Here is a 23,848-nt window from a genome sequence, read left to right on the forward strand (position 1 = left end):
GGCAGCCACTGCCCGCGGCCCCGCCGAAGTTCAGCCCCTTTCCGAAGGAAGGACCGCCCATGAAACAGACCGAGAAAACGATCCGCGAGAGCAAAAGCCGCATTACGCGACGCGCGCTCATGCTGGGCGGTATCCAGTTGGGGGTCATGGGCATTCTGGGCGAGCGTATGCGCAAGATGCAGCTCGAGGATTCCGAGCAATACCGGACGATGGCCGAGGGCAACTCGGTCAAGTTCCGGCTGATCCCGCCGACGCGCGGGCTGATCTACGAGCGCAACGGGGTGCTGATTGCGGGGAATGAACAGCTCTACCGCATTTCCATTACCCGTGAGGATGTGGACGATCTGGACCGTGTCATGACCGATCTGCGCGCACTGATCCCGATGACCGATGAGCAGGTCGCCGATATCCGCGACGAATTGCGCAAGCGTGCCCGCACCGTGCCGGTGACCGTGGCCGACCGTGTCAGCTGGGAGGAATTCTCGCGCGTGGCGGTCAATGCGCCCTCGCTGTCGGGCGTCACCCCCGAGGTGGGCCTCTCGCGCATCTATCCCCGCCATGATGATTTCGCCCATGTTCTGGGCTATGTCGGCCCCGTTTCCAGCTACGATCTCTCGAAAATTCCCGATCCGAGCCCCGTTCTGATGCTCCCCGGTGTGCAGCTGGGCAAGATCGGTGTGGAGGCGAAATTCGAGGAGGAGCTTCGCGGTGAGGCGGGCCAGCGCGAGGTCGAGGTCAACAGCACGGGTCGCGAGATGCGCGAACTGGGCCGCCGCGAGGGGACGCCCGGCGAGAACCTGCAACTGACACTCGATTACAAACTCCAGAATTTCGCACTGCAGCGGATGGGCGATGAGTCGGCGGCCTGCGTGGTGCTCGATATCACGAATGGCGATGTGCTGGCCTGTGCCTCGGCGCCCTCCTTTGACGCCAATCTCTTCGTGCGCGGCATCTCGGTGGCCGATTACAAGACCCTGACCGAGGATGACCACCGTCCGCTGGCCGACAAGACCGTGCAGGGCCTTTACCCGCCAGGTTCGACCTATAAACCGGTCGCGGCACTGGCGGCGCTCGAGGCCGGCCTCGTGACCCCCGACGAAAAGGTCTATTGCCGCGGCTATACCGAGATCGCGGGCCGCCGCTTCCACTGCTGGAAAGGCTCGGGGCATGGCTGGCTCAACATGTCCCAGAGCCTCGAGCAGTCCTGCGACTGCTACTATTACGAGATGGCGCAGCGCTGCGGCATCGACCGGATGTCGGCCATGGCCGAGCGTCTGGGTTTCGGCCACAAACCCGATCTGCCGATGTCTGCGGTGCAGGACGGTATCGCGCCCACTCGGGCATGGAAACGCGAGCGGTTCGGCAAGGACTGGCAGGTGGGCGATTCGGTCAACGCGTCCATCGGTCAGGGCTATGTGCTGGTCTCGCCGATGCAGCTGGCGATCATGACGGCGCGGATCGCCTCCGGCAAGGAGATCGTGCCGCATCTCGTCAAATCGAAAAACGGGATCGAGGTGCCCCGCCCCGAGATGCCCCATATGGACCTGCCCGAAGCGATGCTCAACAACGTGCGCCGCGGTATGGATATGGTGGTGAACGGCACACATGCGACGGCGGGCAAATCGAAGGTTGTGAAATCCGAATGGCGCATGGCGGGGAAGACGGGCTCGGCACAGGTGCGTAACATCACGGCCGCCGAGCGCGCCCGCGGGGTGATCCGCAACGACCAACTCCCGTGGCGGCGCCGCGACCACGGTCTGTTCGTGTGCTACGCGCCGGTGGATAACCCGCGCTATGCCATTTCGGTGGTTGTCGAACACGGCTCGGGCGGGGCCACCGCCGCGGCGCCGATCGCGCGCGATGTGATGCTGTTTGCACTGGCCGACGGCCTGCCGCCGCTTGATGCCTATCCGCGTAGCCAGCGCGGCGAGATAGAGGAGCGCTTCTCGAAACTTAACCTCGTCGATCCCGATCTGGCCAAGCCCTCGGGCACCAGCAGAGCGTAAAGGGGCCTGACATGAGCTATCTCGAATCCAATCTCAAGACCGTCCCCACAGGGCTGCGCAAGATCCTCTATATCAACTGGCCGCTGGTGATCCTGCTCTCGGCCGTGGCCTCGGTAGGCTTTTTGATGCTCTACTCGGTGGCAGGCGGTGACATCAAGACATGGGCCCAGCCGCAGATGGAACGCTTCGGCATCGGGATCGCGGCGATGTTCATCGTAGGCTTCACGCCGATATGGTTCTGGCGCAACGTCTCGGCGGTCATCTATATCATCGCGCTGCTTTTGCTGCTGGCGGTGGAGCTGTTCGGCGCGATCGGCATGGGCGCGCAGCGCTGGCTCGAGGTCGGCCCCCTGCGTATCCAGCCCTCCGAGCTGATGAAAATCGCCTTGGTGATGCTGCTGGCCGCCTATTACGACTGGCTCGATGTGAAAAAGGTCTCGCGTCCCCTCTGGGTGCTGATCCCTGTGGTGCTGATTTTAATCCCGACCTTCCTTGTGCTGACTCAGCCCGATCTGGGCACGGCGGTTCTCCTCGTGGCAGGCGGGGGACTGCTGATGTTCTGCGCCGGTGTCAGCCTCTGGTATTTCGGGACCGTCATCGCCATCGTCTGCGCTCTGGTCTTTACCGTGATGGAAAGCCGTGGCACCGACTGGCAGCTCTTGCATGACTACCAGTTCAAACGGATCGATACCTTCCTCGATCCGGGCGCGGACCCGCTGGGCGCAGGCTATAACATCATGCAGGCGCAGATCGCGCTCGGGTCGGGCGGGCTGCATGGGCGCGGCTATATGCAGGGCACCCAATCGCGGCTGAACTTCCTGCCCGAGAAACATACCGACTTCATCTTCACCACACTGGCCGAGGAATTCGGCTTTGTCGGGGCCTTCTCTCTGCTCTGTCTCTATGGCGGGATTATCGGGTTCTGCATCCATTCCGCCCTCCATAACAAGGACCGCTTCTCCTCACTGCTGACATTAGGGATCGCGGGGACATTCTTCCTGTTCTTCGCGATCAACATGGCGATGGTGATGGGGCTGATGCCGGTGGTGGGTGTGCCCCTCCCCCTTGTATCCTATGGCGGAACCGCGATGATGATCTTGCTTGCGGCCTTCGGCCTCGTGCAAAGCGCCCATATCCACCGCCCCCGAACCCGATAGGAATTCCCCATGCCCCGTATCCTCTTTGCCGCCACCGAAGACGACTGGCACGACTACCGCCATTGCCTTCCCCGCGCCTTGCAGGAAAAGGGCATCCAGGCCGAGCTGGTGCCCGTGCATGAGGGCATGGACCCCGCGCTGGTAGACTATATCGTCTATGCGCCGGCAGGCCCGCTTCAGGATTTCAGCCCCTATACCAAGGCCCGCGCCGTGCTCAGCCTCTGGGCGGGGGTCGAAAAGATCGTGGGCAACGCCAGCCTCACCCAGCCCCTCTGCCGCATGGTCGACCACGGGCTGGAGCGCGGGATGGTCGAATGGGTGCTGGGCCATGTGATGGCGCACCATCTCGGGATCGGCTTCTTTGCCGCCCATCAGGATGGCGTTTGGCGCAATGGCCATGCAGCGCCTCTGGCCTCCGACCGCAAGGTAACCGTTCTGGGGCTTGGTGCCTTGGGACGGGCCTGCGCCAAGATGCTGGCGCAAGTGGGCTTCAACGTCATCGGCTGGAGCCGCAGCCCGAAGGAGATCGAGGGGATTACCTGCCTCTCGGGTGATGCGGGGCTGAAAGAGGCGTTGATCGAGGCCGAGATCCTCGTGACACTGCTGCCGCAAACGCCCCAGACCACCAATCTGCTGGATGCCCCCCATCTGGGGCTTTTGCCGGAGGGGGCTGTAATCCTCAATCCGGGGCGCGGGACGGTGCTGGTGGACGAGGCACTGCTGGCGGCGCTGGATGCCGGCGAAATCGGCCATGCGGTGCTGGATGTGTTCCGCGTGGAGCCTCTGCCCGCCGCCCATCCGTTCTGGGCACATCCGCGCGTGACCGTGACCCCGCATATCGCCGCGGCCACCCGCCCCGAGACGGCATCGAGGGTGATTGCCGAGAATATCGCGCGCGCGGAAGCGGGCCAGCCGCTCCTGCATCTGGTCGACCGCACCCGCGGCTATTGAAAAAGGCGCCCCACGGGGCGCCTTTCCTGTCACAGATCCTGCGTCTCGACCTGTAGCTGCGCCGCAAAGCGGGCGAAATTGTCAGAAACCGAACCCCAGTCTGCCGAGCGGGATGCAAACAGCGTCGCCTGCGACTGGTGGATCAAGCCGTCAGACAGGATCTTGAGGTGGTTGGCCCGCAGGGTCTCGCCCGAGGAGGTGATATCGGCAATCGCCTCGGCGGTGAGGTTTTTCACCGTGCCCTCGGTCGCGCCCTGACTATCGACCAACTGGTAATCGGCCACGCCCTCGCGGGTCAGGAACTCGCGCACCAGACGGTGGTATTTCGTGGCGATCCGCAGCCGCATGCCATGGGTCGTGCGGAAGGCATGCGCCACCGCGTCGAGATCTTCCAGCGTATCGACATCGGCCCAGCAATCGGGCACGGCGATGATCAGATCGGCATGGCCAAAGCCCATCGGGGCCAGATCCACCACCTGTTTATTCCAATCGACCAGCTTGTCGCGCACCAGATCGGACCCGGTCACCCCCAGATGGATACGCCCCGCCGCCAGCTCGCGCGGAATCTCGGAGGCCGACAGAAGCACCAGTTCGACGCCCTCAGCCCCCTCGACCGCGCCGGCATATTCTCGGTCGGACCCTGTGCGTTTCAGCGTCACACCGCGCTCGGCGAACCACGCAAAGGTCTTTTCCATCAGCCGCCCCTTGGACGGCACACCCAGCTTGATCATGCTCATCGGCCTGCCTCCAGATCTGCCAGAACGCCCGGACGGATGACGCCCCCTACGGCGGGAATTTCGGCGCCCTGCCCCAGAATGCGGGTCAGCGCATCATAGCGCCCTCCCGTGGCCACAGGCGGCATATCTGGGTTTTCGGTGGCAAAGCTGAACACGAACCCGTCGTAATATTCCATCGTGGAGCGCCCGTGGCTCGCGTCAAAGCGCAAGGCACATAGATCGATCCGGCGGGCCTTGAGGGCGGCCAGACGGGTTTCGAGCCGCGCGATCGCCGGAGCAATCGCCGGAATATCCAGCGCACGAAGCGCGGCGGGTGCATCCTCGGCGGCGCAGTTGAGCGCAAAGAGCGCATCGAGTTTCTCGACATCGGCGCGGGAAATCGGCGCTTCCTCGGCCTCTTCCTTCAGCACGGAAATCCGCAGCTCCATCTCGCCCGAAGACCGCAGACCGATCCACGGCGCTTCCGAGCGCATGCCGCCCAGCGTCTCGCGGCGGGTCTCGGGCACGGGGACCAAACCTGCATAACGCTGAAGCAGTTTCTGGAACCGCGCGGGCCGCCAGATATGACGCGAGAGCGCCGCCTTGCGGGCGGGCATCGTATCGAGCCCGTCCACAGCCGCCCGCAGGATACCGAAATCACCCATGGTGGCGGTCAGACCCAGCCGCGACAGAAGCCCGTTGAAGAGCGCGAACACCTCGGCATCGGCAGTCTCGGGATCCTCGCGGTCAAAGACCTCGTAGCCCACCTGCTGATATTCCACCGCGCGGGCGGAGCCCAGATGGTCCTGACGACGGAAAACCTCGCCCAAGTAGCAATAGCGCGCAGGCTCGGCCCCGCCCTTCATATGCGCCTGCACCACAGGCACGGTAAAATCGGGGCGCAGCATCATCTCGCCCTGTCCCGGATCGTGGGTAACATAGGCGCGGGCGCGGATATCCTCGCCGTAAAGGTCCAAAAGCACCTCGGCAGGTTGCAAGATATCGGGCTGAATCTCGACAGCCCCTGCCGACAGGAAAGATTGCAGCAAGCGCTGGCCGGTGGCGCGGGCTTCGGTCTTGGTCGCCATCATTTCACCTCGTAGCGGGCCAGCATCTTGCGGGTCTCCGCCACCAGATCGGCGCGCGGGACCTCGACCTGAGCAGGCTGGGATTTCCATTCCTCGAGGCTGGCCTCTTGCGCAAGCTTGGCGCCCAGAACCAGATCCTTGAGCTGCAGCACACCGCGATCCGCCTCATCCGAGCCTTGGATCACCGCCACAGGGCTTTCGCGCTTATCTGCGTATTTCAGCTGGTTACCGAAATTCTTGGGATTGCCCAGATAGACCTCGGCGCGGATACCGGCGGCGCGCAGCTCTGCCGCCATCAACTGGTATTCCCCCATCCGGTCGCGGTCCATGACCGTGATCACCACGGGGCCTTGGTGGCTGGCACCGATCCGGCCCTTGGCCCGCAGGGCGGCCAGCAGGCGGTCCACGCCGATGGAGACGCCGGTGGCGGGCACTTCCTGACCGGTAAAGCGCTTGACCAGATCATCATAGCGACCGCCGCCCGAGACCGAACCGAACTGGCGCTTGCGGCCCTTCTCGTCAAGGATCTCGAAGGTGAGTTCCGCCTCGAAGACGGGTCCGGTGTAATAGCCAAGGCCGCGCACGACGGAAGGATCGATCTCGATCCGGTCGGAACCGAAGCCCTGGATGTCGAGGAGTTCCGCGATCTCCTCAAGCTCGTTGACGCCCTCGGCGCCGATCAGCGACCCGCCGACCAGCTCACGCAGACGCGCGGCCGTGGCGGTGCCGTTCTCGCGTTTTGCCGACATGAAGCCCATGACGATGTCGCATTGTTCGGGGGAAAGCCCCGCGCCCTTGGTGAAATCGCCCGACTCGTCGAGACGGCCGGGGCCCATCAGAAGGCGCACGCCCTCCTCGCCGAATTTGTCGAATTTGTCGATGGCGCGCAGGACCGTGCCGCGCTCGTCCTCGAAACGGGCCGGATCGGAGGGGTCGAGCACGCCCGCCATCTCCATCACGCCGTTCAGCACCTTGCGGTTATTGACCCGCACGAGATAGTCGCCCCGCGGGATACCCACCGCCTCGAGCGCGGTGGAGAGCATGCCGCAGATCTCGGCATCCGCTGCGACCGATGCCGCACCAACCGTGTCGGCATCGCATTGATAGAACTGGCGGAAGCGTCCCGGACCGGGTTTCTCATTGCGCCAGACAGGCCCCATCGTATAGCGGCGGTAGGGGCTCGGAAGGTCATTGCGGAACTGCGCCGCAACCCGCGCGAGAGGAGCCGTCATATCATAGCGCAGCGCCAGCCATTTGCCGTCATCTTCCTCCTGCCATGCGAAGACGCCGGCATTCGGGCGGTCCACATCGGGAAGGAATTTGCCAAGCGCTTCGACCGTTTCCACAGCCGAGGTTTCCAGCGGATCGAATCCATGGGAGCGATAGACCTCGGCAATGGTCGCGAGCATTTCCTGACGCTCGGTCACTTCCGAACCGAAGTAGTCGCGGAAGCCTTTCGGCGCTTCGGCCTTCGGGCGGGGCTGTTTCTTCTGCTTGGCCATGGTCTTTCCCAATACTGGTTGTGCGCAAGGCAATAGCGGCTTGCGCCAAGGGGGGCAAGGCTTTGGGAGGGGTTTCAGGGTGCTTTGGGACAGGGTCGGATTGATGATTTCCCTTCGGGCACGGGCGTGGCATAAGCACGCCAGACCTTTCGGGCGGCACGCGCCGCCCACGGAACGGAGAGCGCAATGGACCGCAGCACGGAACTCGAAGAGAAACTCGCCCACCTGACCCGCACGGTCGAGGACCTGTCGGATGTCGTCGCACGGCAGGATGCGCAGATCACCAAACTGGAGCGTCGGGTATCGATGTTGCTGGAGCGCGAGGCGCAGCGCGAATATGACGACAGCAGCGCGATCCCGCTAGCCGACCAGCGCCCGCCGCACTGGTGAGGAAGGCGGGCCTCGGCGCGGCGGGGCATCGAGCCCCTTGCGCCTCGCGAAGACCGCCCCCGAGGGGCGGCTTCGGGTGCCTCACTCAGACGTGTTGTCCGCCATTGACCTCGATCTCGGTGCCGGTGACATAGCTCGACGCATCCGAGCAGAGATAATAAATCAGATCGGCCACTTCCTTCGGCTCGCCCAGACGGCGCATCGGGATATTCTCGACGATCTTCTCGGTGCCGGGACTGAGGATCGAGGTTGCGATCTCGCCCGGTGCGATGGCATTCACCCGCACACCATAGGGACCGAAATCATGTGCCATCTCGCGGGTCAGCGCCTTGAGGGCTGCCTTGGAGGTCGCATAGGCCGCACCGGCAAAGGGATGCACCCGCGAGCCCACGATCGAGGTCACATTGACCACCGATCCCTTGGCCGCGCAGAGCTCTTCTTTCAGCCCGCGCGCCAGAACGATCGAGGCGAAGAAGTTGACATGGAACACTTTTCCCCATGTCCGCAGATCCGTTTCCAGCGCCGAGAGCCGCCCGCCGGTTTCGGTCTTGGGCGAGATCCCCGCATTATTGACCAGCGCATGCAGCTTGCCATCGAGGCGTGAATGGATCTCGCTGATCCCATCCATCGTCTGCTGCGGATCGGCGAGATCGATCTGGATATGGTCCTCCTCGCCGCCCCAGGGGCAGCGCGGATCGAAGGGCTGGCGCGAGCAGGTCAGCACCCTCCAGCCTTCGCTATCGAAGCGTTTGACCGTCGCGTGGCCGATCCCCCGGCTTGCGCCCGTCAACAGGATCACTTTGCGTTCGTCCATCAGCACGACTCCTTAAACCGAATGGCCAAACCCTAGTAGTTCCGTCAGGAACTGCAAGCCTTAGCTCAGAGCGCTCCGTGTCACGCGAAGCTCCGGAGAGGGGCCTTCACACTCCGGCCAGAACGGCTTAACAAAGGACAATCCTTTCGGAGACAGCGCATGAGACCCCAGACCATGAACCAAGACTGGCCAGCCGCCGCCCGCACCCTTTCGGAAGCCCTGCCCTACCTGCAGCGCTACACCGGAGCCGTCGTTGTTGTGAAATTCGGCGGCAACGCCATGGGCGATGACGAGGCGATGGCCCAGTTCGCCCGCGACATCGTGCTGATGCGACAGGTCGGTGTAAACCCCGTGGTGGTCCATGGTGGCGGCCCGATGATCAACGAGATGCTGGAAAAGCTGAACATCAAATCGGATTGGGTGCGCGGCAAGCGTGTCACCGACAAGGCCACGGTCGAAGTGGTCGAAATGGTGCTGACCGGCCTCGTGAACAAGCGGATCGTTCAGGCGATCATGGATGAGGGCGGACGCGCCGTGGGGATCTCCGGCAAGGATGACGACCTGATGGTGTGTGAGGCTGATGATCCCGAGCTGGGCTATGTCGGCCGTCCCGTCGAGATGAATGTGCAGGTGATCCGCGATCTCTACAATGCGGGAATCATTCCGGTGATCGCGCCGGTTGCCACCGGCATGAACGATAACGAGACCTTCAATGTGAATGGTGACACCGCCGCCGGCGCGATTGCCGGTGCTCTGAAGGCTGACCGCCTGCTGCTGCTGACCGATGTGAAGGGCGTGAAGAACAAGGAAGGCGAGGTTGTCACCCAGATGACCCCCGAGGATGTCCGGGCAATGATCGAGGACGGCACCATTGCCGGCGGCATGATCCCCAAAACCGAAACCGCGCTGGCTGCTGTCGAGGCGGGCGTTCGTGCGGTGGTGATCCTTGATGGGCGCGTGGACAATGCCTGCCTGCTGGAGCTGTTCACCGAAGGCGGTGCGGGCTCGATGATCCGCTCGAGCGCGCCGCGCGTGGCGCCCAAGAACGGTTAAGCCTACCCGTAAATACCGTGCGAAATCCGCAAGCTCCCCTTGCGTGGGGGCTTGCGGCGGGTCCGCTGGCTTGGCACAGTGGCCGCGTTCCCATCAATATTCCGACACTAGACCAGAGGGCTTGCCATATGACGACTCCTGCAGGATATCGCCGACTGATCCTGACGCGACATGCAAAGTCCAGCTGGGATGATCCGACGCAGGACGATTTTGACCGCCCGCTGAATGCGCGGGGGCGGTTTGCCGCAAGCGAGCTGGGAGATTTTCTGGCCTCCCGCGGGCTCGAGCCGGAAGAGGTGCTGTGCTCGCCTGCCGCTCGCACGCAGGAGACCTGGGCAAGGGTCAAGGGCGCGGTGCTTGAAAGCCTGCCCGAGGAGCATATCATCCCCGAGCTCTATCAGGCCAATGCCGCCCAGCTTCTGGCCTCGCTGAAACAGGCGACGATGCCCACGGTGATGATGCTGGCCCATAATCCGGGCATCGCCGATTTCGCGGCCAGCCTGCCTGCGAGGGTGCCGCTGAACGGTGATTTCCGCCGTTATGTGACCTGTGCCACGCTGATCGTGGATTTCCAGATCGACAGCTGGTCCGATCTGAAGCCCGGCACAGGGTCAGTGCTCGATTTCTTCACACCGAGCCGCCGCGGCTGAGGCTGGGCCACCCGCAAGAGGAGGCCCCACCGCTGATCAGGCCGGTTGCGGCAGAGGCAGCTTGAGCAGTTCGCGCGCCTCGTTCCATGTGGCAACGGGGCGTTCGTATGTCTCGCAGAGATCTGTGACACGGCGCACGAGAGCGGCGTTTGACGGCGCCAATGTGGTTTTATCCAGACGGATATTATCCTCGAGCCCGCAACGCGCATGACCGCCATTGGCCACCGACCACTCGTTGACGGTGATCTGGTCGCGCCCGATCCCGGCAGCACACCATTCGCTCTCGGGCAAGAGCCGCGCCATGGTCTTGCGGTAATAATCGAAGACATCGCGATCCACCGGCATGGCGTTTTTCACGCCCATGACGAATTGCACATAGGGGCTATCAACCAGACGGCCATCGGCATGCATCCGCGCGGCCTGATGGATATGGCTGAGGTCAAACGCCTCGATCTCGGGGCGCACGCCATAGGTTTTCATCTCCGAGGCCAGCCAGTCGACCAGATCCGGCGGGTTCTCGTAGACGCGGGTCGGGAAATTGTTCGAGCCGACCGAAAGCGAGGCCATATCGGGGCGCAGCGGCAGCATACCGCCGCGGGCCTGGCCCGCGCCCGAACGCCCACCTGTAGAGAACTGGATGATCATGCCGGGGCAGTGCTTCTCGAGACCTTCCTTGAGGGCCGCGAATTTTTCGGGGTCCGAAGAGGTGGTCTCGTCGTCGTTGCGCACATGGGCATGGACGATGGTCGCACCGGCTTCAAAAGCCTCATGGGTGGATTCGATCTGTTCCGACACCGTGATCGGCACGGCCGGATTATCGGCTTTGCGGGGCAGCGAGCCTGTAATGGCAACGCATATGATGCAGGGTTTTTGTGTCATAATAGGCAGATAGAACGCCTGCGCCCGTGCACTGTCAACTGCTGCTGCAACGCGGCATGGAAAAAGGGGCCGCGCGGGCCCCTTCCGGTTTCATGTGATGGCGGGGCCGGATTGGCTTGGGGCATTGAACCCCAAGCCAATCCGGTCGGGGGCTCTGCCCCCTCCACCGCCCAACTCAGTGGTTGAGGATCTGGCTCAGGAACTGCTTGGTGCGTTCCGATTGCGGGTTGTGGAAGAAATCATGCGGATTGTTCTGCTCGACGATCTGGCCATCGGCCATGAAGATCACGCGGTCGGCCACGGATTGCGCGAAGCCCATCTCGTGGGTCACGCAGAGCATGGTCATCCCCTCTTCCGCCAGCTCGATCATGGTGTCGAGCACCTCCTTGATCATCTCCGGGTCAAGCGCCGAGGTCGGCTCGTCGAAGAGCATGATCTTGGGCATCATGCAGAGCGAACGGGCAATCGCCACACGCTGCTGCTGACCGCCCGAGAGCATACCCGGATATTTATGGGCCTGATCGGGGATCTTCACCTTCTCGAGGAAATGCATCGCGGTTTCTTCGGCCTGCTTCTTCGGGATCTTGCGAACCCATATCGGCGCGAGCGTGCAGTTCTCGAGGATCGTCAGATGCGGGAAGAGGTTGAAGTGCTGGAACACCATCCCCACTTCAGAGCGCACCTTGTCGATGTTTTTCAGATCATTGGTCAGCTCGGTGCCATCCACGACAATCTTGCCCGACTGGTGCTCTTCCAGACGGTTGATGCAGCGGATCATGGTGGATTTCCCCGACCCCGACGGACCCGCGATGACGATGCGCTCGCCACGGGTGACCGTCAGGTCGATATCACGCAGGACGTGGAACTGGCCGTACCACTTGTTCATGCCCTCGATACGGATCGCGACCTCGTCGGAGGCTTTCGGATTGGTGGTTGCCATAGTCATATCAGCCATTTGTCTCTGGCCTCCTTATCGGTGGTCACGTTTCAGCTTGCGCTCGAGATACATCGAGTAGCGCGACATGCCGAAATTGAAGAGGAAGAAGATCACGCCCACGAAGAGGAAGGGTTCCCAATAGACGCCCTTCCATTCGAAATTGTTGCGGATCGCATCGGGGATGGATTTCAGCGGGTCATAGAGGCCCACGAAGGTCACGAGTGTTGTGTCCTTGAACATGCCGATGAAGGTCGACACGATGCCGGGGATCGAGATTTTGAGCGCCTGCGGCAGGATGATCAGCCGTTGCGCTTTCCAGTAATCCAGACCCAGCGCATCCGCCGCCTCGTATTGGCCGCGCGGCAGGGCCGCCAGACCGCCACGGATCACTTCCGCGATATAGGCGGCCGAGAACAGCGTAACGAGGATCATTACCCGCAGGATGATGTCGAAATTCGTACCTGGCGGCAGGAAGTAGTTCAGGAGCGTCGAGGCCACGAAGAGAAGCGTGATCAACGGAACGCCACGGATAAACTCGATGAAGACAATCGACAGCGTCTTGATCAGGAACATATTCGACTGGCGGCCAAGCGCCAGCATGATCCCCAAGGGCAACGACAGGCCGATGCCCCCTGCCCCGATGACGATCGCCAGCAGGAAGCCACCGAACTGGTTGGACCCCACAGAGGCGATCGCGACCGGAAGGATGGCACTCAGCCCCGCATCCAGCGGGTCAACCGCGTAGACCCAGAAGAGCACCGGCACGAGGATTGCAGCGATCACAGCGAGGGCCCTGTTCACCGGCGCCAGTGCTTTCAGCAGGACATAGCCGATGAAGAAACCCGCAGCGATCATGACCACCGGCCAGATCGAGCCACCCCACAGAAGCCAGATGGCAGCCAGCGGGTAGAGGGCGGAGAACGCCAGCATCTTGCGCGGCAGCTGCGAGAACAGCACCGGTGCGATTGCCACGAACAGGCCAAGGAAGACCACAACCGGGCGCCAGTAGAGCTCTGGCGGGTAGAAGCCGAAGATGATCTGGTTCCAGCGGTGATGGATCACCGCCCAGCAAGCGCCGGTTGCCCCCTCACCCCATTTCTCGGTGATGATCTGGCGGCATTCGCTCAGGCTCTCGGCATTCCAGACGCCATGGAGGAACCACGCGTAGAAATGCGAGACGAACAGATAGACAACGATGATGCCCAGAAGGGTCAGCACCGTGTTCGCCCAGCCCGAGAACATATTCTCGCGTAGCCATTTCACCGCGCCGGATTGATTTGACGGCGGTTGTTGCTGGGGCAGCATGGTGTCGCGCACATAGGCGACGGATTGTGCATGTGTATCGCTCATCTCACCGCTCCTTCAGCTTTACCGACCGGTTGTAGAGGTTCATGACGCCGGAAATTGCCAGTGAAACGGCGAGATAGATCAGCATCATCAAGAGGATGGCTTCGATCTCGCGACCGGTCTGGTTCATCGTGATCCCGCCCAGCGTGCCGCGCAGGTCCATGTAGCCCACGGCGATTGCCAGCGACGAGTTCTTGGTGAGGTTGAGATATTGCGAGATCAGTGGCGGCACGATCACGCGCAGTGCCTGCGGCAGGATCACGAGCTTCATCGTGCGGTTGGGCCGCAGACCCAGCGCGAAGGCCGCCTCGGATTGCCCGCGCGAGACGGACATGATGCCCGCGCGCACAATCTCGGCGATGAAGGCACCGGTATAGAGCGACAGCCCCAGCCAAAGCGCGACCATCGCGTTCGACACATCGATACCGCCGGTAAAGTTGAACCGCTCGAGCATCGGCGCGTTCAGCGTCATCCCGAGCGCGGCCAGAAGGGCGATCGCAGGCACAAAGAGGATCAGGAGTGATTTCCACCACGTCGTCGGGCGGACGCCGGTCGCGCTTTGCACACGCGCCGCATGATCACGCAGCTTGCGGTTGGCAAAGATCGACACGGCGACCACGATGACAAAGGCGATGAAATTCAGCGAGATCGGCGCCAGCGCGGTATCGATCGAACCAAGGCCATGAGTGAACTCGATGCCCGGAATATGCGTGCCACGATTGGTAAAGGCCACCGTGTCAAAGAACAGCATCGACGAGGCGGAATTCTCGCCGCGATAGCTTGCCGGAGAGGGCGTCAGCTCGGTCATGACGGCAATCGCCACCAGAATCCACAGCAGAAGCGGAACGTTACGGAACGCTTCGACATAGACCGTCATCAGCCGCGAGATCAGCCAGTTATTCGACAGCCGCAGAATCCCCACGACGATCCCGATAATGGTCGCCGCAATACAGCCGAGGAAGGAGACCCAGAGCGTGTTGAGCAGCCCCACAAGAGCCGCCCGCGCATGGGTATCGTCATTGCTGTAGGGAATCAGCGTCTGGGCGATGTCATAGCCCGCGCGCTGTCCGAGGAAGCTGAAGTTGAAATCTTTTCCAAGCGCTTGGAAATTGGTGATCACGTTATCCACCAGCCAGACTACGCCCAGCATGACGAGGATTAGCGTGATTGTCTGGATGGTCAAAGACCGGTAGCGCGTGTCGTATATGAGATCGCTGAGCCGGAAGCCACGCTCCGGCCCATCATGCGCATTTGCCATTGGTATACCCCTGTGCCTGTGCTGGGCGGCTGTTTGTCGCCAATGAGGTCGTTGCCTCGCCCGCGGGCCATTTTTTGTTCGTTGAATTGAAAAGGGGCGCCGGGTCTCCCGAGCGCCCCCCTTCAGGATCTATATTAGCGGAAGGGCGGAGCGTAAAGCAGACCACCTTGGGTCCACTGTGCGTTCAGACCGCGCGCCAGACCGATCGGGGTATCCTCACCGATGGTGGCAGCGAAGATCTCGCCATAGTTGCCGCCCGCCTTGATCGCGCGCTTGGCCCATTCGGCGTCCAGACCGAACATCTTGCCCAGATCACCCTCTGCACCGAGAATACGGCGGATCTCGGGGTTCTCGCTGGTGGTTGCCAGCTCATCGGCATTGGTCGAGGTGATACCGTATTCTTCGGCAGCGATCAGCGCGTTCAGCGTCCAGCGGACAATATCGCCCCACTCGTTATCGCCGTGGCGGACCGACGGTCCGAGCGGCTCTTTCGAGATGATTTCCGGCAGGATGATGTAATCACCCGGATTGGCGAAAGCTGCGCGGGTTGCGGCCAGACCCGATGCGTCGGTGGTGTATGCGTCACATGCACCGGCGAGGAATTGCTGCTCGCCCTCCGAGTTGGTGTCAACCGAGACCGGATTATAGGTCATGCCATTGGCTTTGAAGTAATCGGCAAGGTTCAGCTCGGTGGTGGTGCCGGTCTGGATACAGACGGTCGCGCCATCCAGTTCCTTGGCCGAAGTCACGCCCAGATCCTTGCGGACCATAAAGCCCTGACCGTCATAGTAGTTGACGCCCGCGAAATCGAGTTTCAGGTCGACATCACGCGAGAAGGTCCAGGTGGTGTTCCGCGACAGCAGGTCGATCTCGCCCGAGCTGAGTGCGGTGAAGCGGTTCTGGCTCGAGACCGGAACGTAGTTCACTTTGCTCGCGTCGCCCAGAACGGCGGCGGCTACGGCTTTACAAATCGCGACATCGAAGCCGGTCCAGTTACCGTTGGCATCCGGCGTAGCAAAGCCGACCAGACCCGAGTTCACGCCACAGTTGAGCGTGCCGCGTGCCTTCACATCATCCAGCGTTGCAGCTTGTGCCGCGGCTGCGGTCAGACCAGTGGCAGCTACAGCGCCGAGAAGTGCTAGTTTATTCATTATTACCTCTTCCTGAGTTGCCGCCCTTGAGGGCGGTTCTTGAACGGTTCTCACGCGGCTTTGTGCCGTCGGGAGACTGTGAGGTTATCCCCAGTGCCAGAATTGTGAGCGCGTATTGGCTTTAAGGTCAAGAACCCAAACCATCATTTTGCAATAAATTCGCTCATCGATTAGGCAATTGCTCAGGAAAGGGACTCAAACTTGCCTTTTTAGACAGGCCGTTCACTCGTGTAACAAGGACCAGAACCGCGCGGCGTCCAGAAGAGCCTGTTTTTTGACCAGATCTGCAAGATGGGCCTCTTCGTCCCGGCCCCATTCTTCCGCTTGGAATCTCTCGTCAATTCGCGACAGCGTGAAGGCCTGTTCGGCGTCGATCTCACCTTCGATCACGGCCAGACCCAGAATAAGCGAGCCGCTAATTCCCACCAGATCATGTAGCGGCGACAGCTCGAAGGGGGTCAGCGCGCGCACCTCGTCATGCAGTTTGCGGAGGTCGACTTCCGGTTGCGGGACGGGCAGAAGCCCCTGCGTGACCGCAAGCGTGACCCCGTAACGCGCCTTGGCCCAAGCCAGAAGCGGGTCCCAGCCCTCGGCCTGGCGCTCGGCCAGACGCTCCGGCTGATCGGCGCGATAGCATAGCAGATCGGTGCCGCCATATTCCGCAATATAGGCCGCAACCTCCTCATGCTGGACGGCGACCTTGTCGATGGCGGCATTGGCCGCGCGGGTGAGTGGCATGGTCTCGGGCTTGATCTCGCCCTCCTGCGCGTCCCATTCGGCGGCAATCGCAAGCGCCAGCGCCTGTGTCGGCACCACCAGCGGCGCCTTTGCGGGGGTCTTCACCGGACGCCTGTCGAGCGCCACGCCGAACCCGTCGTCGGACGCCACTACGGTTGCCTCTTTCCAGAAACGTTTCGCAGTCCAGCTGCTCATGCCACCTCCTCCGTTAGGCGCGTCAGAAGCGCCTCCAACTCTTTGAAATCGTGAACGATATGATCAACACCGGCAGCCTCCAGCGCGTCCAGCGGATGATATCCCCATGCCACCCCGATGGTGCGCAGACCGGCGGCACGGCCCATCTCGATATCGTAGCTCGTGTCCCCGATCATGACCGCCTGCGCAGCCTCCATGCCCGTTTCCTCGAGCGCCGCCTGCACCATGGCAGGATGCGGCTTGGAGGGATGGTCATCGGCGCATTGCAGCGACACAAAATGCCGCTCGAGCCCATGATGCTTGACCAGCGCGCGCAATCCGCGGCGCGATTTTCCGGTCGCCACCGCAAGCACGGTATCCTCGCGCGCCTGCAGACGGTCCAGCAAGTCCTTGGCCCCCGGATAGAGCGGAGCGGGGCTGGCCGCGCGGGCGGATTTGTAGCTGGCCTTATAGCCCTCGACCACCGCATCGCGGGTCGCTTGCGGCGCATCGGGCAGAAGCCGCATCAGAGCCTCGGGCAACGAGAGCCCGACGATCGACAACACCTCGGAGGCAGGCAGAGGCGTCAGCCCTACTGCCTCGAACCCCAGCGCCATCGCATGAGTGATATGGTGCTGGCTATCCGAGATCGTGCCATCGACGTCGAAGATGGCAAGCATTACATCAGATCCTCGAACGGATCGGCGGGCACATCTTTCTCGTTCCAGTCCAGCAACTTCCATGTCTTTTTCATATGCTCGGGCAAGGGCGCCTCGACGGTGATGCGCTTGCCGGTGATCGGGTGATCGAAGCTGATCTGGCGGGCATGCAGGTGCAGCTTACGCGAGACCTCGCCACCCAGCTGGGCGCCCCAGCCATCGCCCATGTTTTCCTGGCTCGAGCCACCATATTTGCCGTCGCCCACGATCGGGTTACCGATCTCGGCCATGTGGGCGCGCAGCTGGTGGGTGCGCCCGGTGATCGGCACCAGCGCGACCCATGACAGGCGCTGGCCAAGGATATGCAGCGTGAAATAATCGGTAGTAGAACGCTTGGCCTCGGGATGCTCGTTCATCTTGGCGGGATGGATGCAGATCATCTTCTCGCCCGCGCCATGCGGCCCGTGACCGCCCTGCTTTTCAAGCCCGTAGCGGATTGTGCCGAATTTCGGCTGCGGTGCTCCCGCGACGGCCGCCCAGTAGATCTTGCGGGTGGTCTTGCGGCGGAAAGCCTCCGACAGGCGGCGTGCCACACGGTCGGTGCGCGCCAGAAGCAGCACGCCCGAGGTATCCTTGTCCAGACGGTGCACCAGTTTCGGGCGTTCTTTATAGCCGAACATCAGAGCGTCGGCGAGGCCGTCCACATGGACATTGCCCTGCCCCGACCCGCCCTGCGAAGGCAGACCCGGCGGCTTGTTGATCGCGATGATATGCTCGTCCTTCCAGATCACGCAGGACTGGATCATCTTCTCCTGATCGGAGGTGATCGCACCATCATTCTTGGGCTCGGGGCGCTCTTCGGGCAACGGGGGCACACGCACCTCCTGCCCTTCTTCCAGACGATGGGCCGGCTTTACCCGCCCGCCATCCACGCGGATCTGCCCCTTGCGGCAGAGTTTTTCCACCATGATCTGCGTCATCTGCGGAAAGCGCTTCTTCAGGAAGCGGTCGAGCCGCATTTCCGCGCCATCCGCATCGACCTTGACGTTTTGAACCTTGCTCATGCCAGCACCCAGCGCATTACATGCACCCCGAAAATAAGACCCAGAAGAGACGCCCCGAGCGAGATCGCAACATAAACGGAAGCCAGCCCCGTTTCGCCCCGCTCGATCAGCATCCATGTTTCAAGCGAGAAGGAGGAGAATGTGGTGAACCCGCCAAGGATCCCTGTCGCCAGAAAGGCGTTCCAGTGGGTCAATTCTTTCTGACCCAGAAACGTCACCAGAGCGCCCATCAAAAACGACCCGACGATATTGACGAAGATCACCCCGAGAGGGATCTGTTGAGGCCCCATCATCCGCAGGATCGCCACCCCCGAGAGGTAGCGCCCGGAGGCACCGATCGCGCCACCCAGCGCCACTTGCAACATCGTCAACAACATCTTCATCTCCTATCGCAGGCGCTTTTGCCCCGCCTGCGTGCCGAAACCCGCCGCCTTGACGGGCCCTGCATCCTTCATCTTTGGTGTGCTTGTGCCATATCTGCACGGATGATGCACCGCAAATCCCGTCTTCATCTTGCCTGAAAGGGCGATTACTGTGCACCCATGAGCGATCTTTTCGACAACAGCCCCGACATGGCCGACCAGCGCCCCGCAACCGAGCCCGAGTCGCGCGACCGGCCGCTGGCCGACAGTCTGCGCCCGAAAGATATCACCGAGGTAATCGGCCAGGCCCATATTCTGGCCGAGGAGGCCCCGCTGGGCCGGATGCTGGCCTCGGGTAAACTGTCCTCGATGATCCTCTGGGGCCCGCCCGGTGTGGGCAAGACCACCATCGCGCGGCTTCTCGCGGACGCCTCCGACCGCCATTTCGTGCAGATCAGCGCGATTTTCTCGGGGGTGCCGGAACTGCGCAAGGTGTTCGATGCGGCCAAGACCCGCCGCCGCGCGGGCCAAGGGACGCTCCTCTTCGTGGACGAGATCCACCGTTTCAATAAGGCGCAGCAGGACGGCTTCCTGCCGCATATGGAAGACGGCACCATCGTGCTCGTGGGGGCCACCACCGAGAACCCGAGTTTCGAGCTGAACCGCGCACTCTTGTCGCGCGCTCAGGTGATGGTGCTGCACAGGCTCGATGCGGGCGCGTTAGGGGAGCTTCTTTCGCGCGCCGAGGCCGCCCGTGGCACCCCCCTGCCCCTGACCGAAGAGGCACGCGCCACATTGGTGGCGATGGCCGATGGCGACGGGCGCGCCATGCTGAATCTCGTCGAGCAAGTCGCGGCGATCCGGGTGAGCGCCCCGATGGATGCCAAAGAGCTGGCCCAGCGGCTGCAACGCCGCGCCGCCCAATATGACAAATCTGGCGACGAGCATTATAACCTGATCTCGGCCCTGCACAAATCCGTGCGCGGCTCCGACCCCGATGCGGCGCTTTACTGGTATGCGCGGATGCTCGAGGGCGGCGAGGACCCCCGCTATCTGGCACGGCGCTTCGTGCGGATGGCGGTCGAGGATATCGGCTTGGCCGACCCGCAGGCCCAGACCCACGCCCTCCATGCCTGGGAGATCTATGAGCGCATCGGCTCGCCCGAAGGCGAGCTGGCGCTGGCGCAAACGGTGATCTATCTGGCTTTGGCCCCCAAATCCAATGCGGGCTATGTGGGTTATAAGGGTGCGCGGGCATTGGCCAAGCAGACCGGATCGGCGCCGCCGCCCAAGCATATCCTGAATGCGCCGACCAGCCTTATGAAAGAGCAAGGCTATGGCGCGGGCTATGCCTATGATCATGATGCCGAGGACGGGTTCTCGGGACAGAATTACTTCCCAGACAATGTGCCCCGTGCGCAGCTCTATGACCCGCCCGATCGCGGATTCGAACGCGAGATGCGCAAGCGGGTGGACTGGTTCGCCAAGCTCCGCTCCAAGCGCAATAGCTAGATCAGGCGATGCTCGCGGGCTTTGCGGATCGCCTCGGAGGTGGTGCGCGCCTCGAGCCTGAGCCGCGCCGATTTCAGCCGCGCCTTGAAGGCGCTCTCGCTGATCCCCAGACGGGCCGCCGCCGCGGTATGGCGATCTCCCGAGGCAAGCAGGCGTAATGCCTCCGCTTGGGCCGGCGTGAGCGACAGGCACTCCTCGTGATGGGCATGCAGCGCCTGCGTGATCCGCGCCAGCGCTGCCAACTCCTCATCCGAAAATTCGCGCTCTGCATGCGCGATGCCGATGATGGACCGCGAGGACATCGGACCCGCCGAGGCGCTCGCGCCGAAACAGAGCCCGAACCGCCCCGCCTCATCGAAGAGACCAAACGGATCCGGCAGCCGGATTGCACTCCATCGTGTCACACCGGTATGGGAAATTCCCCAGAACACCGCAGGGTCACGCAGATAATAGGATCGCTCGTTATAGCGCGTCACCCAGTCGGGCGGATAGCTGCTGTGATAGATACGGGGCTGCGCCAGACGGATATGCAGTCCGACCATATATCCGGCCGGGGCGAGCTTATCGAGCTCGTCAAGCAATGCCTCTGTTTCCGAATCAAATGCCATGGCATCCCAATATCTAGCCAAAATATGTGCGCGCCCCAACAGCTAGGTCGAAGCCGCCGACAGTCATTCAAACCAAACACCGATTATGGCACCGGATCTCCCCTTCGGATGCCTGCCCCAAGCATTCCCCTAAAATCTTAAATAAAGCATTGAAAAACCCCGCCCAGAGGGACGGGGTTTGACCTTGTAGACCTAAAGGTAGGTCCGAATTATTCAGCAGCTTCTTCTGCTTCGAGGCGCGCACGGTCTGCAGCACCTTTGGCCGACGCATCGCGCTCGACGAACTCGATGAAGGCCATCGGAGCCATATCGCCGTAACGGAAACCGGCTTTGAGAACGCGGGTGTAACCACCGTTACGCTCTTTGAAACGCGGGCCGAGGACGTCGAACAGCTTGGCAACGTCTTTATCCTGCTTCAGCATCGAAGCCGCTTGACGACGTGCATGCAGGTCGCCGCGCTTTGCCAGCGTGATCAGCTTTTCGATCACCGGACGAAGCTCTTTTGCTTTCGGCAGGGTGGTCTTGATTTGCTCATGCTCGATGAGCGAGCCGCACATGTTGGCGAACAGCGCCTTGCGGTGTTCGTGAGTACGGTTGAGACGGCGGTAACCGCGAGCGTGACGCATGTGAATTCTCCGTAATTGCGTTTTGCTTTGTCAGGGCGCCGATGCGTGCCGGTGCCTCAGTTGGGGCGGAGCCCGATATTCCCAGCCTACGCTGGCATTGAATGGGGGGCGTGTAGCCCACGCCCCCCTATCCGTCAAGCCTGTAAGCGCGAGATCAGAACTGATCTTCGAAACGCTTGGCCAGATCCTCGATATTCTCCGGCGGCCAGTCTTCGACTTCCATCCCGAGATGCAGCCCCATGCCCGAAAGCACTTCCTTGATCTCGTTGAGCGACTTGCGGCCGAAGTTCGGGGTGCGGAGCATCTCGGCTTCGGTTTTCTGGATGAGATCGCCGATATAGACGATGTTGTCGTTCTTGAGGCAGTTTGCCGAACGGACCGAGAGTTCCAGCTCGTCGACCTTCTTGAGGAGGAGCGGGTTGAACTCGAGACCGTCTTCCGCGTCCTGCTTCGACGCCGATTCGGGCTCTTCGAAGTTGACGAAGATCGACAGCTGGTCCTGCAGGATACGCGCCGCAAAAGCGACAGCGTCTTCCGGCGTGATCGAGCCATCGGTTTCGATCTTCATGGTCAGCTTGTCATAGTCCAGAACCTGACCTTCGCGGGTCGGGGTGACTTCGTAGGCAACCTTTTTCACCGGCGAGTAGATCGCGTCGATCGGGATCAGACCGATGGGCGCATCTTCGGGACGGTTCTTATCGGCGGCAACATAGCCTTTACCGGTATTCACGGTCAGTTCCATGAACAGGTCGGCGCCATCGTCGAGGTGGCAGATAACGTGCTCTTTGTTCAGAACCTCGATACCCGCAGTCTCCGCGATATCGCCAGCCGTGACAACGCCCGGACCTTTGGCCGAGACCGACACGCGCTTCGGACCTTCGATGTCCATGCGCAGCGACACGCCTTTGAGGTTCAGCACGATGTCGGTGACGTCTTCACGCACACCGGCCACGCTCGAGAACTCGTGGAGAACGTTATCGATCTGAACGCTGGTGATGGCCGCGCCTTGCAGCGAGGACAGCAGAACGCGGCGCAGAGCGTTGCCCAGAGTGAGGCCGAAACCACGCTCGAGCGGTTCTGCCACGAGCGAAGCCTGACGCTCCGGATCGTTACCCGGTTTCACTTCCAGTTGCGTCGGCTTGATCAGCTCGGCCCAATTTTTGTGGATCATGCAGTGCCTCCATACCTGTTCCCAACCCATGTCCTAAGCAGGGAACGCCCGAGGATAGAATGCGGACACGATTGGGCCGCGCGGGAAACCCCACACGGCCCAACCGGAATTCAAAAATCAGACGCGGCGGCGCTTCGGCGGACGGCAGCCGTTATGCGCGATCGGGGTGACGTCACGGATCGAGGTGACAGCCAGACCGACAGCAGCCAGTGCGCGCAGAGCCGATTCACGACCCGAACCCGGACCTTGAACTTCGACGTCTACGGTGCGCAGACCGTGCTCTTGTGCTTTGCGTGCAGCATCTTCTGCAGCCATCTGAGCGGCGTAGGGGGTCGATTTACGCGAACCCTTGAAGCCCATGGTGCCCGAGGACGACCACGAGATGGCGTTGCCCTGAACGTCGGAGATCAGGATCTTGGTGTTGTTGAACGACGAGTTCACATGAACAACACCAGCGGCGATGTTCTTGCGCTCTTTACGCTTCGTGCGGACCTTTTCACGTGCCATGTGTCAAGCCTCCCCTTACTTCTTCTTGCCAGCAATGGCTTTTGCCGGGCCCTTGCGGGTACGAGCGTTGGTATGGGTACGCTGACCGCGAACCGGAAGGTTCCGGCGGTGACGCAGACCGCGGTAGCAGCCCAGGTCCATCAGACGCTTAACGTTCATTTGAACTTCACGGCGCAGGTCACCTTCAACGGTGAGGTTTGCGTCGATATATTCACGGATCGCGAGAACCTCTGCGTCCGACAGCTCGTTCACACGACGGGTCGCGTCGATGCCAACGGCTTCACAGATTTTACGCGCGGTGTCGTCGCCGATACCGGTGATATAGGTCAATGCGATCGGGGTGCGTTTCCCGGTCGGGATGTTGACGCCAGCAATACGTGCCAAAGCGTGCTTCCTTCACGTTGCGGTTCCGTAACTCCAGAACCTTTTTTCACAACAGATGGCCCGAAACCTCATGTTTCGGACCCTGATTCCGACAGGGTATAAATCCTGTCGAAAAATTGATTCTCATAAGAGAGACTTGCACCT

Annotated in this window: 25 protein-coding genes; 7 read left to right on the forward strand and 18 right to left on the reverse strand. The window is 61.8% G+C overall.

Annotated features, from left to right (window positions below):
- Positions 1–59 precede the first annotated feature (59 nt).
- The 3 genes from mrdA to ABEB22_RS02560 are packed head-to-tail and all read left to right on the forward strand — an operon-like array spanning position 60 to position 4,114.
- Positions 60–2,006 (forward strand): penicillin-binding protein 2, encoded by a 1,947-nt coding sequence (gene mrdA, locus ABEB22_RS02550; RefSeq protein WP_339114414.1) that lies wholly within the window; start codon positions 60–62, stop codon positions 2,004–2,006.
- Between the two features lie 11 nt (positions 2,007–2,017).
- Complete coding sequence (gene rodA, locus ABEB22_RS02555; RefSeq protein WP_339114413.1) at positions 2,018–3,163, forward strand: rod shape-determining protein RodA; 1,146 nt, start codon at positions 2,018–2,020, stop codon at positions 3,161–3,163.
- Positions 3,164–3,172: 9 nt separating this feature from the next.
- Positions 3,173–4,114, forward strand: coding sequence for a 2-hydroxyacid dehydrogenase (locus ABEB22_RS02560; RefSeq protein ID WP_406870764.1), 942 nt, complete (start codon positions 3,173–3,175; stop codon positions 4,112–4,114).
- A 29-nt stretch (positions 4,115–4,143) separates the two neighbouring features.
- Here the strand turns inward: ABEB22_RS02560 and hisG are convergent, their stop codons facing one another.
- From hisG to hisS, 3 genes are read right to left on the reverse strand one after another with little or no spacing between them, the layout of a single operon-like run.
- On the reverse strand, positions 4,144–4,851 hold the full coding sequence (gene hisG / locus ABEB22_RS02565) for an ATP phosphoribosyltransferase (protein WP_406870765.1): 708 nt from the start codon (positions 4,849–4,851) through the stop codon (positions 4,144–4,146).
- The gene (locus tag ABEB22_RS02570; RefSeq protein ID WP_406871114.1) at positions 4,848–5,918 is read right to left on the reverse strand and encodes an ATP phosphoribosyltransferase regulatory subunit; all 1,071 of its coding nucleotides are present in this window, start codon (positions 5,916–5,918) and stop codon (positions 4,848–4,850) included. Before ABEB22_RS02570 ends, hisG begins: the two co-directional genes overlap by 4 nt.
- Positions 5,918–7,420 carry a histidine--tRNA ligase gene (gene hisS, locus ABEB22_RS02575; protein WP_406870766.1) on the reverse strand — a complete coding sequence of 501 codons (1,503 nt, stop codon included), beginning with the start codon at positions 7,418–7,420 and terminating at the stop codon, positions 5,918–5,920. Before hisS ends, ABEB22_RS02570 begins: the two co-directional genes overlap by 1 nt.
- A 186-nt stretch (positions 7,421–7,606) precedes the next feature.
- On the opposite strand from hisS, the gene ABEB22_RS02580 reads away from it, so the two are divergent.
- Complete coding sequence (locus ABEB22_RS02580; protein WP_339114409.1) at positions 7,607–7,810, forward strand: SlyX family protein; 204 nt, start codon at positions 7,607–7,609, stop codon at positions 7,808–7,810.
- Between the two features lie 85 nt (positions 7,811–7,895).
- On the opposite strand, the gene ABEB22_RS02585 is transcribed toward ABEB22_RS02580, so the two are convergent.
- Positions 7,896–8,624, reverse strand: coding sequence for an SDR family oxidoreductase (locus tag ABEB22_RS02585; RefSeq protein ID WP_339114408.1), 729 nt, complete (start codon positions 8,622–8,624; stop codon positions 7,896–7,898).
- A gap of 159 nt (positions 8,625–8,783) precedes the next feature.
- Here ABEB22_RS02585 and argB point away from each other — a divergent pair, with 159 nt between their 5' ends.
- Positions 8,784–9,677 carry an acetylglutamate kinase gene (argB, locus tag ABEB22_RS02590; RefSeq protein WP_339114407.1) on the forward strand — a complete coding sequence of 298 codons (894 nt, stop codon included), beginning with the start codon at positions 8,784–8,786 and terminating at the stop codon, positions 9,675–9,677.
- A 128-nt stretch (positions 9,678–9,805) separates the two neighbouring features.
- Positions 9,806–10,327 carry a SixA phosphatase family protein gene (locus ABEB22_RS02595; RefSeq protein WP_406870767.1) on the forward strand — a complete coding sequence of 174 codons (522 nt, stop codon included), beginning with the start codon at positions 9,806–9,808 and terminating at the stop codon, positions 10,325–10,327.
- 36 nt (positions 10,328–10,363) lie between these two features.
- Here the strand turns inward: ABEB22_RS02595 and ABEB22_RS02600 are convergent, their stop codons facing one another.
- From ABEB22_RS02600 to crcB, 9 genes are all read right to left on the reverse strand, one after another.
- Positions 10,364–11,206, reverse strand: coding sequence for a 3-keto-5-aminohexanoate cleavage protein (locus tag ABEB22_RS02600; protein ID WP_406870768.1), 843 nt, complete (start codon positions 11,204–11,206; stop codon positions 10,364–10,366).
- Positions 11,207–11,381: 175 nt separating this feature from the next.
- Positions 11,382–12,152: an amino acid ABC transporter ATP-binding protein gene (locus ABEB22_RS02605; RefSeq protein WP_339114469.1), complete on the reverse strand. Its 771-nt coding sequence runs from the start codon at positions 12,150–12,152 to the stop codon at positions 11,382–11,384.
- Between the two features lie 24 nt (positions 12,153–12,176).
- A complete protein-coding gene (locus tag ABEB22_RS02610; RefSeq protein ID WP_350938604.1) occupies positions 12,177–13,493 on the reverse strand; it encodes an amino acid ABC transporter permease in 1,317 nt (438 codons plus the stop codon).
- Position 13,494: 1 nt separating this feature from the next.
- Complete coding sequence (locus ABEB22_RS02615; protein ID WP_339114403.1) at positions 13,495–14,748, reverse strand: ABC transporter permease subunit; 1,254 nt, start codon at positions 14,746–14,748, stop codon at positions 13,495–13,497.
- Positions 14,749–14,882: 134 nt separating this feature from the next.
- Entirely contained in the window at positions 14,883–15,899 is a 1,017-nt protein-coding gene (locus ABEB22_RS02620) for an amino acid ABC transporter substrate-binding protein (protein WP_339114402.1), read from the reverse strand.
- A 222-nt stretch (positions 15,900–16,121) separates the two neighbouring features.
- Positions 16,122–16,832, reverse strand: a complete 711-nt coding sequence (locus ABEB22_RS02625) for an ATP12 family chaperone protein (RefSeq protein ID WP_406870769.1) — start codon at positions 16,830–16,832, stop codon at positions 16,122–16,124.
- Complete coding sequence (locus ABEB22_RS02630) at positions 16,829–17,491, reverse strand: HAD-IA family hydrolase (protein WP_406870770.1); 663 nt, start codon at positions 17,489–17,491, stop codon at positions 16,829–16,831. The genes ABEB22_RS02625 and ABEB22_RS02630 overlap by 4 nt, the downstream gene beginning before the upstream one ends.
- A complete protein-coding gene (locus ABEB22_RS02635; protein WP_339114399.1) occupies positions 17,491–18,534 on the reverse strand; it encodes an RluA family pseudouridine synthase in 1,044 nt (347 codons plus the stop codon). The genes ABEB22_RS02630 and ABEB22_RS02635 overlap by 1 nt, the downstream gene beginning before the upstream one ends.
- The gene (gene crcB, locus ABEB22_RS02640; protein WP_339114398.1) at positions 18,531–18,911 is read right to left on the reverse strand and encodes a fluoride efflux transporter CrcB; all 381 of its coding nucleotides are present in this window, start codon (positions 18,909–18,911) and stop codon (positions 18,531–18,533) included. Before crcB ends, ABEB22_RS02635 begins: the two co-directional genes overlap by 4 nt.
- A 165-nt stretch (positions 18,912–19,076) precedes the next feature.
- On the opposite strand from crcB, the gene ABEB22_RS02645 reads away from it, so the two are divergent.
- A complete protein-coding gene (locus ABEB22_RS02645; RefSeq protein WP_406870771.1) occupies positions 19,077–20,408 on the forward strand; it encodes a replication-associated recombination protein A in 1,332 nt (443 codons plus the stop codon).
- Here the strand turns inward: ABEB22_RS02645 and ABEB22_RS02650 are convergent.
- The 5 genes from ABEB22_RS02650 to rpsM form a co-directional block, all read right to left on the reverse strand.
- Positions 20,405–21,016, reverse strand: a complete 612-nt coding sequence (locus tag ABEB22_RS02650) for an autoinducer binding domain-containing protein (protein WP_350938612.1) — start codon at positions 21,014–21,016, stop codon at positions 20,405–20,407. The genes ABEB22_RS02645 and ABEB22_RS02650 overlap by 4 nt on opposite strands.
- A 209-nt stretch (positions 21,017–21,225) precedes the next feature.
- Positions 21,226–21,642: a 50S ribosomal protein L17 gene (gene rplQ / locus ABEB22_RS02655; RefSeq protein WP_339114395.1), complete on the reverse strand. Its 417-nt coding sequence runs from the start codon at positions 21,640–21,642 to the stop codon at positions 21,226–21,228.
- A 154-nt stretch (positions 21,643–21,796) separates the two neighbouring features.
- Positions 21,797–22,813 (reverse strand): DNA-directed RNA polymerase subunit alpha, encoded by a 1,017-nt coding sequence (locus ABEB22_RS02660; protein ID WP_339114394.1) that lies wholly within the window; start codon positions 22,811–22,813, stop codon positions 21,797–21,799.
- Positions 22,814–22,930: 117 nt separating this feature from the next.
- Positions 22,931–23,320 carry a 30S ribosomal protein S11 gene (gene rpsK, locus ABEB22_RS02665; protein WP_339114393.1) on the reverse strand — a complete coding sequence of 130 codons (390 nt, stop codon included), beginning with the start codon at positions 23,318–23,320 and terminating at the stop codon, positions 22,931–22,933.
- A gap of 15 nt (positions 23,321–23,335) precedes the next feature.
- Positions 23,336–23,704, reverse strand: coding sequence for a 30S ribosomal protein S13 (rpsM, locus tag ABEB22_RS02670; protein ID WP_339114392.1), 369 nt, complete (start codon positions 23,702–23,704; stop codon positions 23,336–23,338).
- Between the last annotated feature and the right edge of the window lie 144 nt (positions 23,705–23,848).

The organism is Thioclava sp. 'Guangxiensis' (assembly GCF_045348365.1).
Taxonomy (GTDB): domain Bacteria; phylum Pseudomonadota; class Alphaproteobacteria; order Rhodobacterales; family Rhodobacteraceae; genus Thioclava; species Thioclava kandeliae.

What these genes read in the sequence shown, in the direction of transcription:
- mrdA (WP_339114414.1), top strand. Translation starts at nt 60, where the DNA reads ATGAAACAGACCGAGAAAACGATCCGCGAGAGCAAAAGCCGCATTACG.
- rodA (WP_339114413.1), top strand. Translation starts at nt 2,018, where the DNA reads ATGAGCTATCTCGAATCCAATCTCAAGACCGTCCCCACAGGGCTGCGC.
- ABEB22_RS02560 (WP_406870764.1), top strand. Translation starts at nt 3,173, where the DNA reads ATGCCCCGTATCCTCTTTGCCGCCACCGAAGACGACTGGCACGACTAC.
- hisG (WP_406870765.1), bottom strand. Translation starts at nt 4,851, where the DNA reads ATGAGCATGATCAAGCTGGGTGTGCCGTCCAAGGGGCGGCTGATGGAA.
- ABEB22_RS02570 (WP_406871114.1), bottom strand. Translation starts at nt 5,918, where the DNA reads ATGGCGACCAAGACCGAAGCCCGCGCCACCGGCCAGCGCTTGCTGCAA.
- hisS (WP_406870766.1), bottom strand. Translation starts at nt 7,420, where the DNA reads ATGGCCAAGCAGAAGAAACAGCCCCGCCCGAAGGCCGAAGCGCCGAAA.
- ABEB22_RS02580 (WP_339114409.1), top strand. Translation starts at nt 7,607, where the DNA reads ATGGACCGCAGCACGGAACTCGAAGAGAAACTCGCCCACCTGACCCGC.
- ABEB22_RS02585 (WP_339114408.1), bottom strand. Translation starts at nt 8,624, where the DNA reads ATGGACGAACGCAAAGTGATCCTGTTGACGGGCGCAAGCCGGGGGATC.
- argB (WP_339114407.1), top strand. Translation starts at nt 8,784, where the DNA reads ATGAGACCCCAGACCATGAACCAAGACTGGCCAGCCGCCGCCCGCACC.
- ABEB22_RS02595 (WP_406870767.1), top strand. Translation starts at nt 9,806, where the DNA reads ATGACGACTCCTGCAGGATATCGCCGACTGATCCTGACGCGACATGCA.
- ABEB22_RS02600 (WP_406870768.1), bottom strand. Translation starts at nt 11,206, where the DNA reads ATGACACAAAAACCCTGCATCATATGCGTTGCCATTACAGGCTCGCTG.
- ABEB22_RS02605 (WP_339114469.1), bottom strand. Translation starts at nt 12,152, where the DNA reads ATGACTATGGCAACCACCAATCCGAAAGCCTCCGACGAGGTCGCGATC.
- ABEB22_RS02610 (WP_350938604.1), bottom strand. Translation starts at nt 13,493, where the DNA reads ATGAGCGATACACATGCACAATCCGTCGCCTATGTGCGCGACACCATG.
- ABEB22_RS02615 (WP_339114403.1), bottom strand. Translation starts at nt 14,748, where the DNA reads ATGGCAAATGCGCATGATGGGCCGGAGCGTGGCTTCCGGCTCAGCGAT.
- ABEB22_RS02620 (WP_339114402.1), bottom strand. Translation starts at nt 15,899, where the DNA reads ATGAATAAACTAGCACTTCTCGGCGCTGTAGCTGCCACTGGTCTGACC.
- ABEB22_RS02625 (WP_406870769.1), bottom strand. Translation starts at nt 16,832, where the DNA reads ATGAGCAGCTGGACTGCGAAACGTTTCTGGAAAGAGGCAACCGTAGTG.
- ABEB22_RS02630 (WP_406870770.1), bottom strand. Translation starts at nt 17,491, where the DNA reads ATGCTTGCCATCTTCGACGTCGATGGCACGATCTCGGATAGCCAGCAC.
- ABEB22_RS02635 (WP_339114399.1), bottom strand. Translation starts at nt 18,534, where the DNA reads ATGAGCAAGGTTCAAAACGTCAAGGTCGATGCGGATGGCGCGGAAATG.
- crcB (WP_339114398.1), bottom strand. Translation starts at nt 18,911, where the DNA reads ATGTTGTTGACGATGTTGCAAGTGGCGCTGGGTGGCGCGATCGGTGCC.
- ABEB22_RS02645 (WP_406870771.1), top strand. Translation starts at nt 19,077, where the DNA reads ATGAGCGATCTTTTCGACAACAGCCCCGACATGGCCGACCAGCGCCCC.
- ABEB22_RS02650 (WP_350938612.1), bottom strand. Translation starts at nt 21,016, where the DNA reads ATGGCATTTGATTCGGAAACAGAGGCATTGCTTGACGAGCTCGATAAG.
- rplQ (WP_339114395.1), bottom strand. Translation starts at nt 21,642, where the DNA reads ATGCGTCACGCTCGCGGTTACCGCCGTCTCAACCGTACTCACGAACAC.
- ABEB22_RS02660 (WP_339114394.1), bottom strand. Translation starts at nt 22,813, where the DNA reads ATGATCCACAAAAATTGGGCCGAGCTGATCAAGCCGACGCAACTGGAA.
- rpsK (WP_339114393.1), bottom strand. Translation starts at nt 23,320, where the DNA reads ATGGCACGTGAAAAGGTCCGCACGAAGCGTAAAGAGCGCAAGAACATC.